This is a genomic window from Pirellula sp. SH-Sr6A, assembly GCF_001610875.1.
Taxonomy (GTDB): Bacteria; Planctomycetota; Planctomycetia; order Pirellulales; family Pirellulaceae; genus JBKCUI01.
This window is the reverse complement of record NZ_CP011272.1, coordinates 3504218-3516394: the sequence shown is the minus strand read 5'-3', so window position 1 is coordinate 3516394 and position 12177 is coordinate 3504218. Positions and strand designations below refer to the sequence as shown.

General features: G+C 55.3%; 8 protein-coding genes. 3 read left to right on the top strand and 5 right to left on the bottom strand.

Features of this window, described 5'->3' with window-relative positions:
- Positions 1–684: 684 nt before the first annotated feature.
- The 3 genes from VN12_RS13600 to VN12_RS13590 all read right to left on the bottom strand — a co-directional run bounded on the left by VN12_RS13600 (position 685) and on the right by VN12_RS13590 (position 3026).
- Positions 685–1872, bottom strand: coding sequence for a class I SAM-dependent methyltransferase (locus VN12_RS13600; RefSeq protein WP_240491140.1), 1188 nt, complete (start codon positions 1870–1872; stop codon positions 685–687).
- A 2-nt stretch (positions 1873–1874) separates the two neighbouring features.
- Positions 1875–2327: a hypothetical protein gene (locus VN12_RS13595; RefSeq protein ID WP_146677349.1), complete on the bottom strand. Its 453-nt coding sequence runs from the start codon at positions 2325–2327 to the stop codon at positions 1875–1877.
- Positions 2328–2438: 111 nt separating this feature from the next.
- Positions 2439–3026 (bottom strand): RNA polymerase sigma factor, encoded by a 588-nt coding sequence (locus VN12_RS13590; RefSeq protein WP_146677348.1) that lies wholly within the window; start codon positions 3024–3026, stop codon positions 2439–2441.
- A 199-nt stretch (positions 3027–3225) separates the two neighbouring features.
- Here VN12_RS13590 and VN12_RS13585 point away from each other — a divergent pair, with 199 nt between their 5' ends.
- From VN12_RS13585 to VN12_RS13575, 3 genes are all read left to right on the top strand, one after another.
- Positions 3226–6624 (top strand): serine/threonine-protein kinase, encoded by a 3399-nt coding sequence (locus tag VN12_RS13585; protein ID WP_146677347.1) that lies wholly within the window; start codon positions 3226–3228, stop codon positions 6622–6624.
- A gap of 30 nt (positions 6625–6654) precedes the next feature.
- The gene (locus VN12_RS13580; RefSeq protein WP_146677346.1) at positions 6655–7137 is read left to right on the top strand and encodes a hypothetical protein; all 483 of its coding nucleotides are present in this window, start codon (positions 6655–6657) and stop codon (positions 7135–7137) included.
- A gap of 270 nt (positions 7138–7407) precedes the next feature.
- Positions 7408–8889, top strand: coding sequence for a Do family serine endopeptidase (locus tag VN12_RS13575; protein WP_146677345.1), 1482 nt, complete (start codon positions 7408–7410; stop codon positions 8887–8889).
- Positions 8890–8964: 75 nt separating this feature from the next.
- Here the strand turns inward: VN12_RS13575 and VN12_RS13570 are convergent, their stop codons facing one another.
- Together VN12_RS13570 and VN12_RS13565 are read right to left on the bottom strand one after the other, a co-directional pair.
- The gene (locus VN12_RS13570; protein WP_146677344.1) at positions 8965–10689 is read right to left on the bottom strand and encodes a hypothetical protein; all 1725 of its coding nucleotides are present in this window, start codon (positions 10687–10689) and stop codon (positions 8965–8967) included.
- 55 nt (positions 10690–10744) lie between these two features.
- Positions 10745–12010: an MFS transporter gene (locus VN12_RS13565; protein ID WP_256388087.1), complete on the bottom strand. Its 1266-nt coding sequence runs from the start codon at positions 12008–12010 to the stop codon at positions 10745–10747.
- Positions 12011–12177 lie beyond the last annotated feature (167 nt).

The following is a 12177-nucleotide window of genomic DNA, read 5'->3' as shown; positions in this document are numbered from 1 at the left end:
TTCGGTGCATTTCAACGCTGACCACATCTATTCGCCGTATTTTCTTTCGTCCCTACCGGGACTGAGACGATGATTGTACGCAGACCCAGCCTTGAAAGGTTGGGCTATTGTATTCCGTCCCTACCGGGACTAAGAGTGCAACGCCTTAGGGAAATACTCGAAGCCTCCCAGCTCGCTTGAGCAGATAATCCGTTGAAGGCACACCTTGATAGCTTGGCACCAGCCCGATTAGGTGGGTGCATCATTTTCGCTCCAAAAAGGTGGGTGACTCCTATTCCTCATCATTCTCCCTCCGCGCTTCTCCGCGGTAAGTCCTTCTTCGCCCCGCTGCGCCAGAGCGCTACCAACCACTTGTCGCTCTCGCGGTTTTGATATGAATCGAGGATGATCCACCGCGGAGGAAGCAGAGTGGCTCTTGTGTCGTTGTGCAATCTCATAAGCGTGGTTCGATGCACTGGAGGGGTGGTGAACCGATCCGGTGTTGTGCCGCAATCTTCGGTGCATTTCAATGCTCATCGCATCTATCTCGCAACAATCTCTTTCGTCCCTACCGGGACTGACGCGATGATTGTGCGCGTACCCAGCCTTGAAAGGCTGGGCTATTGTATGCCGTCCCTATCGGGACTAAGAGTGCAACGACTTTGGGCAAGTCTCTCGTGCATCTTCTTGCTCGCACGCGACTCTTTATTCCTTCCAGGCACCGAAGGCGGCAAAGCAACTGTGCTTGTGCAAGAGTTCGACATGGGCGAAGCCTACGCGGCGAAGTAGCTCCAGTTGATAGGTCACCGAGCGCGGCGAATCTTCTTTCGCAATGTAATCAAAGACTTTGACTCGGTACTCGCTTCCACCTAGACCGGTGAGGTAGTCTCCGTAACGAGACCACATCCATTCGTGAATCGGAACAGTCTCTTGAGCGACCAAGTCTGTAATCCACACCGATCCGCCTGGCTTCAATATCGATAAAATCTTCTCAAATGCCGCTTGCCAATCTCGATCGTCTCGCAAATGGTGCAGTACCGCAGCGGCCAAGATCACGTCGTAACTTTCGCGAGGCAACTCCGCATCTCGAAAGTCCACTTGCCAAAGCTCCACCGTCTCAACTCCGGCATCCCAGATTCGTTTCCTGGCCCGTTCCAGCATGGGTCGACTGAGATCTAGCAAGTCACAGGCAAACGGTTTACCGTAGACTTCCCTCAGCTTCAGGGTGTTGTTCCCCGCCCCGCAGCCGATGTCGAGCACGCGACCGATCTGTGGCGTCAAGCGCACCGCCGCTTCCGTGATCAGTTGCATCGACAACGGTGCATCAATCGTCGCGGTCTGACCAGACTCCAGATTGCTAAATCGTTCTACATCCACATCGAACCGTGTCTCGATCTCTTTCGTCGATGACTTGTCCGAAAAATCTTTGACTCGATACTTCAGTGCCGCAGCCCGCTCGCGTCGCAATCTCCGGTCGTCGGAATCGAGTCGACCCAGTTTGCGAAGTTCTTCGATCTGCTCTTTCGTACAAAATTGATCCACCGATTCATTCGGACCGAAATCGCCGCGTTGCAGTCTAGCCAATTCACTGGGATCGGTAACTTCGCTGTCTTCGTAGTGGGAAGCATACCCGTAACGACTCATCTCCAAGGGCGTTCGGTATTCTGAGCTTCCAGGCGGATTGATTCCACAACCGCCCTCTATGCGTCTCAGATCGGTTTCATGGGGCTTGTAATGGTAGGAACCATCTGGGCGAAAGCACCAATGATCACCCAGGTGACCGGCAACACCCTGACACTGGTCCCGCAGAGCAATCATCTCAGGACATTGGACCGCCCAAACTCGCTTCCACCAGCGCCCTTCACCATCGGCGTAATAGGTCAGATGCGACATCCTCAGTCGATCCGTTCCTGCTTGAGAAAGTCATTGACGCTTTCAATCTTCTTCGGCTCTTCTTTCTTGAACCAGCTGGCGAACATCGAGGGCTTCTTCGGCTTGGCATAAGCGGGTGTCGCGGGCTTTGGCTCGGGATAAGGATCTAAGATCTCCGCAGTCTTATCCCACCATTGCTTGCTCGTCTTCGACATCTTCTTCCAAGCGGAATCGTTCTTCTTTGCATACGAGCTAGGCTTGTCCTTTGCAGACCACGGCATCTTGGGAGCTTTCCACTCCGGCAACCATGATTTGTTACTCGACGAGCTCTTCGAATAGAGCGGACTGGAATCTTTGCTCTCTGATTTGCTGGCAAAGGGATTCCAAGACCACCCCTCGGCGAGTAGTGGTCGAGAATTCAAACAAGCCAATACAAAAACGACGGTCCATAATGTTCGCAGACGATTGCTAAACATGCTCATTGTTCCAAGGGTAGGTCGTAAATGTTGAAGCAATGGAGCTATAACAACATCGAGCCCCCTGTGTCCAGACGAGTCTTCGCCATCCGTTCGCAAGAAATCCAACAGCTAGGGAGCATCCCCCATCACGTTTCGCAACCGCCTTAAGACCCGACTCCGAATTTGTCTCACATTCGATGGAGACATGCTCAGGGTAATTGCGATCTGATCGGCAGGCTTCCCCTCCACCGCCGACATCCAAAACGCACTCCAATGCCGCTCTTGAAACTCGCTTTGCACCAGACGCATCGCCCTGGCCAAGACGCCTTGAATCCACTCGGGATGGCTCCATTCCTGCGACTCGTCGTCAGGAGTAGGGATCTGCTCCATTCGCAAGGCCGCCGTGCTTCCCCCCACCGGACCGGGAACATCTCGCGTTTTGCGATACCCATCAATCCACTTGCGATAGGTGATACGCCATAGCCACCCGCGGAAGCTGCCACTCTTTCCGTCCGCTTGAAACGAATCAAGCCCCTTCGCGGCCGCAGAGAAAACCTCTTGGCATAAATCATCGCACTGTTCGGGGGTCGCTCCCAGCCGTCTCCCCCAAGCCACGATCAAGGGGGAGTAAATCAGAACGATCTGCGACCAAGCCTCTTCGGAGCGAGCCTTCGCGCCGGCGATCAACGAGGGACGGGTTCCACTGCTGGAAGGCATGATGAAAAATAGAGAAATCTTTGTTGGCGTGAGGAAATCGATTCCAGTTTAGTGTAGTCGACTTTCGAGGGTGCGAAACGGTGCGTGGTCTCCAACCGTCGCAGACAAAACGGTTCCGGCTAAGTTTTTTGTCACACCCCTTTCGTCCTGGTATAGAGTAAGAATCGCTCCCGATCGTCGCCACGAAAGGTTTGTCCTCATGGAACAGCTCACGCTCGATACCGAATGCATTTCAACCGAAACACTGCAAGCCTATTGGGAAGGTCGCTTGCCAATCGAAGCGATCGATTCCATCGAAGCCCACTTGAGCGATTGCAGTCGCTGCTCTTCGCTGTTCCGCGACATCGAGTCACGTCCCTCGCAAGACGAATTGGTACTCCCACTCCGTTCTATGCAGCGGACGGGTGAACCCCAGGACGCAGCCGATCCGATCGGGATCATTCCTCACCACCCCCTCTTCCCTGGGATCGCGGGAACGAGCCCTTTGGAAGTGGATCAACGCATCGGTCCTTATCGATTGCTCGAACCCCTCGGCTGCGGAGGGATGGGCTCGGTCTACTTGGCCGAGCACACCGTGCTGCATCGCCAAGTGGCCATGAAACTCCTGTACCTGCCAAGACAGACGCCCGACGCGATCGCTCGATTCGATCGCGAGATCTTGGCAGCAGGCAAACTCCGCCATCCCGCGATCGTCGCTGCCACCGATGCAGGACATATCGGCGATATCCATTACTTGGTCATGGAACATATCCGTGGCATGGATTTGTCCAAGCTCCAACGATCGGGACTTTCGCTCGGTGTAGCAGAGGTCGCACAGATCGGCCATCAAGTCGCGATGGCTTTATCTCATGCCCATAGCGAAGGGATCGTGCACCGCGACATCAAGCCCTCCAACATCATGCTCGATGAGGCGGGGAATGTGAAAGTCCTCGACTTTGGGTTGGCGTTGCTCGATCGTTGGGATGGGGTCTCCAGCGAGTTGACGACAGTGGGTCAGTTTCTCGGAACGCTGGACTACATGGCACCCGAGCAAGCAGAAAAGAGTGGTGCTGTCGACTATCGCGCGGATTTGTATTCACTCGGAGCAACCCTTTTTAAATTGCTTTGCGGTCGAGCTCCCTTGGCTGCCGCCCCCCATCTGTCGCCCATTGAAAAGCTTCGTTTGCTGGCCCATCATCATCCGCCCCGGGTTCAAACGTTGCGACCCGATTTGCCTGATGGTTTTGCCAAGGTGATCGATGCGTTGCTCGCAACCGATCCCAAGCTTCGTCCCGCCAGTGCGGCCCATGTCGCCGAGGCGCTGGCTCCTTTCGCCGAAGATTCGAGCTTGGGGCGATTGGCGCAGCAGATGAAGCAGACGGCAGTGCCTGTCGAGAGCGATCGCATTTCACCAAGCACCCGATACCGTTCCCGCTCGAAGGTCGAAACCAATACAGCTCCTTTGCTGCCAGTGTCGTCGTCATCGGGATCAAGTGCGGGTCGATGGGGCATCGGGTTGTTATGCGGACTGGTACCGTTGGCATTCTTCCTGGGTGTATGGATCAAACTCGATACGAACGAAGGTCAGCTCATCATCGAGTCCGAGTTGGATGAAGGACAGATTTCGATCAAGAAAGAAAAGGGTGGCATTGAAAAGAAGTTGGCGATCGAGACCGGCAACACGGTAACGCGATTGAGGGGTGGCGTTTATACATTGGAGTTTGATAGCCCAAGTACTGGGATGGAGATCGACCGCGATCAATTCACCATCGCTAACGGCCAAACGGTCATCGCGAGAGTGCGACGGGTGAAGAAGGAGGTAGCCAATGGGACCGAAGGTCGGGCCGGGAATCTCGAGGAAGGACTAACCAAAACGGAAGTAGCGGAGGTTGCGCCGAAACCTCGCTTTGAGGGAAAGACAATCGACGAGTGGCTCGACGTACTTGTGAACGAGAAGTCGCCTACCGCATGGGAGCAGGCCCATGAAGGTTTCATCCTGTTGTACAACAGTAAAACCGACAAGGAGCTATTACCGACCTATTTCGAGCTTTGTCAGAAGCGTGGAAAGATAGAACTTTTGTTGCGATTAAGGTCTCGTGAACCAGCAGTAGTGGATCTCTTATACGAAGATCTGGTCAAGTCAAAGCCTGAAGATCGACGTAGGAAGGCGCAGGAGATTCTCCCAAGACTTGCGAATGAGAAACTACCACGTGTCATGGACTGGGTAGAAGAACAGCACGTCAAGGAAGCGGCTGACGCCCATCACTTGTTCTTGGCATTGATTGGTGTCGATCATTCTGGTTCCATGCCTCGATGGTCGATATCGAAACTGAGGGACTTGTATAGTCCAGAGTTGAACGCTGCCACCTTTCGTTCATCGACCGGTCGTCGCTCTGCATTGTCGTACCCAGTGTATGAAGTCCCACCGATCGTCGATGTTGTCTCAAGACTGGAGTACTTGAATCAAGACCCACATCCGCTTCTCCTGAGGTACAAAGACCGGCTGCCCGAGATACTTAATTCGATAGGGGCACCCATTCCGGAATTATGTCCTGTTTTGCGGAGATTGATGCGAGAGGTTGCCCTGCAGGATGAGGCGTCTTACGCGACGCGTGTCGCTGCAGCTGTTGCTTACATGAAGCTAGGGGGCACTGCAGATCTGGAACCGTTCGACGAGACTTGGTGGAAAACAGTCAAAACACTGGTCGAGCAAATCCCCGATCAGATGAGTACGCAATACGACTACTACTCGCCGAGTGATAACTCGAGATTCGCTGCAATCCCCGGCGTCCAACGAACTCCCTCTCTGGATCTGGCTTTGGAGTTTCTACATCCAGACAAGACAGGAGAAGAAAGATTAGCCCGCTTTGAACAACTGCGACCATCCTTCCGCCTGGTTTCGAACCGATTGCTGGGGAACGCGAAAACGGGATGGAAGGCATTTACCGACCTGGCCATCGCACAGCATGAAGACTTCCCCCTCAAGATCGGTGAAAACCAGATCGCTCGATTCTATCGAATCAAAGAGGCGTTGCTGCGGTCCGAGGATCGCTTGCGTCAGAGTTGGCGGACCCATGAAGAGAGCTTGAAGGTCGAGGGTGGGACACTTCAAAAGGTATCCAACAGTTTCCTCATCCACAATCTCGTGTTGATGAGTTGCATCAGCAAACCCGAGCGGTCGTTTGGATTGTGTTTGACCCCAGCTTTAGGACACGAATGGATGGAACTGCTCGATCGATGTGATCAAAACAAAGACGGCTACTTGTCAGAAAAAGAATCCGTGAGCGAGTATGCACAAAGCATCGGACTACCTGCCGAAGTTATCGCCACAGCCAAGTATTTCCGGATTCAAAACTATGTGGATTGGAGAGCCGATTCAGTCCAAGAGAACGATGCCGCGTTGACGGACGAATGGAGGTTATCCCAGTTTGAGTTTCAGGCCTATGACACGAACAAAAATGGGGTTCTGGAATCGAACGAGTATTCCGATTTCGAGCTTGGGAGGCTGGGGTTCAGCAGAGCCAAGGAAGATTTGGAGAAACTGACCATACCGTCTATCATCAAAGTGCATTGTTTGACATCGAGTCAATATCGGGGAGGGAGCATTCGGCTGGATTGAGCCCACCCTACATCGTTACAGAGGAAGAGTATGAAGCGGTTGGAGGAGATTAGCGCGTGGTTGGAGGAGAGTGCGGACCCGATGCCGCTGGTGGCGGTCGATTCGTCGCCCGAGGAGCAGCGCGTATTGGGTTGGCTGCAGCGTTATCCCATTCTCGTCGAGGAGCCTCTCGAAGCGATCCTCTGGGTGAGAATGGGGATGATCGATAGAGCGCATGAGATTGTTCAAGACGCAACGAGCGGTATCAGCGCTTACATCCATGGGATCATCCACCGACTCGAAGGGGACTTTTGGAATGCCAACTATTGGTTCCGCCAAGTCCACTCCCCCGAGCTCATGGCCCGAGTCGCCGAGAAGGTTGGGGTGGGAGCCGATGGCAAACCCTTTGACCCGTCGCGATTCACGCAAGCTGTCGAGGCTTGGAAGTCAGCCTCCGCTGCAACCGACGTCACTCGCCTGCAAGAAATCGCACTGCGTGAATGGCAAGCCATCTGGGATGAGCTTACTGGCTAGCACGCGGTCATTGGATCGTACGCTTTTGGCTCCCACGATTCCGGCCGACCGATTCGCCACTCGCGCGAAATGATCGCCGCGAATTCCTTGTTTTTTCAGGGGAATCGCCCTGGTGCGCGACTATCAGCACCGCTCCCGATCGGACCAAAAAATTGGAACGAAATATGCTCAGGAATCCAACCCATTGCCGTTTTCGTACGAATTGACATAGTTCGCACGCGACACGGGCGTCCGATTCCTCCTACATGAAATGCCCTGAGAGAGACTCAAATGCAAGCAAATCAAAGCTTCTGGAAGTGGCTCACGATGACTGCGGTGATCGCCGGCCCTGTGGGGTATTGGTTTTATTCCGACGCAGGACGGACCAGTTCCGCCGTTTATGCCCAGCAGGTCGCGGAGGCGCGTTCCTCCCGAAGCGAATTGGCCAATGAATCGAGCGTCGCGAGTGCGGACCAGCTCTCCCGGGTATTCCGGGATGTGAGCAAATCGGTCAAGCCAGCGGTCGTGAGCATTAAAAATTTGGTGAACGTTCGCCAACGGACTCGAGGCTTGACCCCGGCCGAGCAATTCTTCGGTGGTATCGGCGGAACCGACTTGAGCGAGCAAGCCGGCGAGATGCGTCAGATTCAAAACGGTCTCGGCTCCGGTGTCATCATTCGCGAGGACGGATACATCTTGACCAACAACCACGTGGTCAAAGATGCGACGGCTCTCGAGGTTTATTTGAGCGATGATCGCAAGTACGAAGCGAAGGTGATCGGCACCGACGAGCGCACCGACTTGGCCGTCCTCAAGATCGATGCGAAGGGTTTGGTGTCGGCTCCCCTTGGAGATTCCGCCACGATGGAAGTGGGGGATTGGGTGATTGCCATCGGCAGCCCGTTTGGATTGGCTCAAACCGTTACCGCGGGAATCATCAGCGCCACCGAGCGAACCGATCAAGGCATCACGGCCTACGACAACTTCATCCAAACCGATGCCGCGATCAATCCCGGTAATAGCGGTGGCCCCTTGGTTAACTTGCGAGGGGAAGTCATCGGGATCAATACGGCCATCGCATCGCGCGGAGGCGGGTACAACGGTGTTTGTTTTGCGGTACCGAGCAATCTAGCCAAACGTGTCGTGGGAGACATCATTTCCACTGGGCAAGTCTCCCGTGGGTATGTTGGCATCGGTCCCGTGACCGTTACTCCCGAGTTGGCCCAACAGTTGGAGCTGCCACCTTCCACGCGCGGCGTGATCGTTGGACGCGTCGATCGCAAATCACCTGCCGAACAAGCGGGCTTGGAACCTGGAGACATTATCACTGCGGTGAATGGCAAACCGGTAACGACCGACTCCTCCATTATCCGTCTGGTCGGTGAGACGAAACCTGGCTCCACCGTCTCGTTGACTTATGTGCGCAACGGAAAGTCGGTAGATACCAAGGTGACGATCGGGGAGTTCGATCAACGCAAGCAAGAGCAGCGCGTGCAGTTGCTTGAGAACTATGGCATCGAAGTCGAAGAGGTCTCGAGTCAACTGCGTCGTGAATACGGCCTGGAAGCGAACGAAGGGGTCGAGGTCATGGCGGTCAAACGAGGCGGACCTTTTGCAAGACTCCCGGCCGGTATTGTCATCAAGTCGGTGAATGGCCAAGCGGTCTCCAACCCCGACGCCTTTTACAAAGCGGTGGAAGAAGCGTTCGAAGCCGGATCGCTACGCATGGTAGTGAGAACGGAAGAATCGGAAGCGATTGTCCGCGTGCTGTAGGTCGGGAAAACCGGTCTGAGACCGCTGAAAACAAACGCCGGTCGGAGACCGGCTACTGCTAGGAGCGGCTACCACTCAGGGGGCGGTGGCGTTTTGCAGCTGCTCGGACCAGAAGGTCCGAGCTTTCTCGATCCAAGGTGCGTAGTTGGCTTTTTGCGGCGTGGCGTCGATGGCTTGCTCGGCATGGGCCAGCCACTGCTGCATGAACTCAACCGCTTGCTTGGAAATGCGAGCCTGATTATCGAACTCGAAATAGAACGGGGCAGTCGTTGCAAAGCGCTGCCCCTTTTCATGCGCCGTCACCACGCGCACCACCAACCATCCGCTCTCTTCAATCTGCAGCGGGGGAAACTCCCCTCGGTTGTAATGGTCTTCTAGTTTGGCGCTATAAAGCGTCTCACCATTGAAGATCACATCGAGGTAATCCACTGGCTCACGCACCGTCAGCGAGACCGCGATATCGAGATCGATAGGCGTACCACTACTGCTAGTCTGATTCGAGCCAGGAGGAAGACCATTGATGAGGGTTCGAAGCAATGGGCCATTGGTGGGTGTCGTTCGGCCGAGCGACACGGCATTCAACCAAGCCTGAGGATCGGGTGGTGACTCGCTGTAAAAGTACGTGCGGTTGTAACCGAGATGCGTATCCGCTTGCCCAAACCCGCTGCTCGCGGTGGGTGTCAATCGCAGCCCGGCGTCCAGCATTCGCCAGTAGACTTGCTCGGTCAGCTCGCCAGCGGCCTTCGGACCTTTGAACCGAATGCGATCTTCCTGTGTGAAGGGTGCAAAAACGGAGAGCTGACTTCGCTCCTTGCCCATCGAACGTTGTATCGTGGCAAAGACACCCGACTTTTCGGCTGCGGGGCGCAAGACCAGCGGCTCATCCGATTGCGGGCGATGCGAGGCGGACAGGATTTGAACGGCGCGAATCCCTTTGGTCGCCAGCAAGATCGGAACATCGCGTGCCCAAGGATCCTTCAGCTCGGCGATGCGATCGGTGAGGAGCGGCATCTCCTCCAATTGCTCAAACAGATTCTTCGATCGTGCGTTCGGCGCATCCTCTAGTTCGGCGCCATCGAGCTCCAACTGGGGAAGTCGGTGAATGAGCACGCATCCATTCTGCGAATTGCTCGCGGTGCATGGGATTTGAAGCTGGTAGCCGACGAGATGGGGGTCGGATGATTCGACCAGCTTGTCCCGTTTCTTTTTGGACTTCGGTGCATCGGATTTGTCATTGGCATCCTCTGCGCTGGCGTTTGAATGGGAATCGGGAAAGGTCCCGTTTTTCGCATCGATGCAGATCAGATCGAGCGCATCGGCGCGTTGCCACCGGGTAGCTTGCTCGGGTGGCAAGTCGGTGTAGTGATCGGCGCTGTACCAGTTCTCGGCGTGCATATCGGTGGAGCGAGGCACTTCAACCTCGACAACATCCTTGGCGTTCTTCTCCATGGTAAAGCCGCCGCGGATATCGACGAATTCTGGGCCGCGTTGGACGAGGAATTCGAAGTCGCCGCCGCGAGGGACGAGGGTGAATTGGGGATTGGCGAGCCACCATTCGCCGTTCCAGAGCAAGCCGCGAGGTCGGCTCACCCGTTTCTCCCCCATCTTCCATTGGAAACGTGCGGTTACCGGCTCCCCCGATTCGTCATCGTAGAATTCCAAGTCGACGGTTTGGGCGTTGCCGATTGGAACAGCAAGGCACATCGCAAGGAAAGACGCACCCACGGCCGGCCACCGCAACCAACCCCGTCGCACAAGTTCGCTCCGGGCCATCTCTCGTCGCGGATGTTGGCAAGTCATGGGGATTGAGATCCATTCGCATGCAAGGGAGCGGAGTTCGTTCAGCCGGCTCGTGTTATACCGGCGGTTCTTTCTTGAGCGGCAGCAATGAAATCAAGAAGGCGGAACAAAGGCTGGTCGCACAGAGAACGTATAGACCATACTTGTATTCCCCGAAGTTGCTGTCCATATACCCCATGACCATCGGACCTAAAAAGCCGCCGAGGTTGCCGATGGAATTGATCATTCCGACGCTACCGGCCGCTGCCGACGAAGTGAGGAAGAGGCTGGGGAGGGACCAGAAGGCGGGCATATAGGATTTCGTGCCGGCCGCCGCGATGGTGAAGCAAAGAACGGTCAGAACCAAATTGCCTTGAGTGAACGTAGTAACCAGGAGCATGGTCGAACCGATCACCACGGGAATCACCGCATGCCATCGACGTTCGCGAAAGCGATCTGAGCTCCAGCCGACAAAGAGCTGACCCGGGATGATCAGCAGGGAAGGAATGATTGCCAGCAACGAGACTTGCCCTGGCGTCAGGTCATACCACTGCTTGAGCACGCTCGGCAGAAAGAACTCAATGCCGTAATTGGCGGTGACGATCCCGAAGTAAGCAAGCGAGAGAAGAAGGACGCGCGGGTTGGTGAATGCGGCCAGGGCCGATTTGTGTTTGGCGTCACCCTTCAAGGCTTTTTCGCGTGCGAGTTCCGATTCGAGTGCTTCGCGTTCCTCTTCGGTCAGCCATTTGGCGTGGCGCGGACGATCCGTCAGGTAGAGGAGTACAACGATCCCTGCGACGACGGCCGGGATGCCCCAAATGATGTAGATCCACTGCCAGCCCTGCATTCCCAAAAGAGAAGGATTGGTTTTGGTCACATCGTCGATCGTGATGGTGCGGCCGATATCGATGAATAGCCGTGAGATCGCGGGGCCGATCATCATCGCGATGGGGGATGCGACAAGAAAGTAGGAAATAGCTCGGGCCCGATCGCGCGTGGTAAACCAGTGGGTGAGATAAACCAGCACACCGGGAAAGAAGCCTGCTTCGGCGACACCGAGGAAAAAACGAACGATGTAGAACTGCGTCGGCGTCCGGACGAAGGCCGTCATCGCAGCCATGATTCCCCAGGTCACCATGATGCGGCAAATCCATTTGCGTGCGCTCCATCGTTCGACAATCAGCGAACCTGGGATCTCCAGAAGAAAGTAGCCAAGGAAGAAGATGCCACCGCCGAAGCCGAACACCCAACTGGTGAAGGCGGGCAGATCCTCCGCCATCGTCAGTTTGGCCACGGCAACGTTGGTACGATCCACGTACGCAATGATGTAGCAAACGAACAAAAGGGGAAGGAGTCGCCAATAGGCCTTCCTGCGCGCGGAGTTCAGCGCCGGTGAATTGGATTCCGAAATGATTGCACCCTTGGTCGTAAGCGAGAGGTGTCGTTAGCGGGGAGGCGTCAGCGGGAAATGTTGCGAGCCGCTGCTACTTTAACCTCCTGTGCGTGGGG

What these genes read in the sequence shown, in the direction of transcription:
- VN12_RS13570 (WP_146677344.1), bottom strand. Translation starts at nt 10,689, where the DNA reads ATGACTTGCCAACATCCGCGACGAGAGATGGCCCGGAGCGAACTTGTG.
- VN12_RS13595 (WP_146677349.1), bottom strand. Translation starts at nt 2,327, where the DNA reads ATGTTTAGCAATCGTCTGCGAACATTATGGACCGTCGTTTTTGTATTG.
- VN12_RS13575 (WP_146677345.1), top strand. Translation starts at nt 7,408, where the DNA reads ATGCAAGCAAATCAAAGCTTCTGGAAGTGGCTCACGATGACTGCGGTG.
- VN12_RS13585 (WP_146677347.1), top strand. Translation starts at nt 3,226, where the DNA reads ATGGAACAGCTCACGCTCGATACCGAATGCATTTCAACCGAAACACTG.
- VN12_RS13590 (WP_146677348.1), bottom strand. Translation starts at nt 3,026, where the DNA reads ATGCCTTCCAGCAGTGGAACCCGTCCCTCGTTGATCGCCGGCGCGAAG.
- VN12_RS13600 (WP_240491140.1), bottom strand. Translation starts at nt 1,872, where the DNA reads ATGTCGCATCTGACCTATTACGCCGATGGTGAAGGGCGCTGGTGGAAG.
- VN12_RS13580 (WP_146677346.1), top strand. Translation starts at nt 6,655, where the DNA reads ATGAAGCGGTTGGAGGAGATTAGCGCGTGGTTGGAGGAGAGTGCGGAC.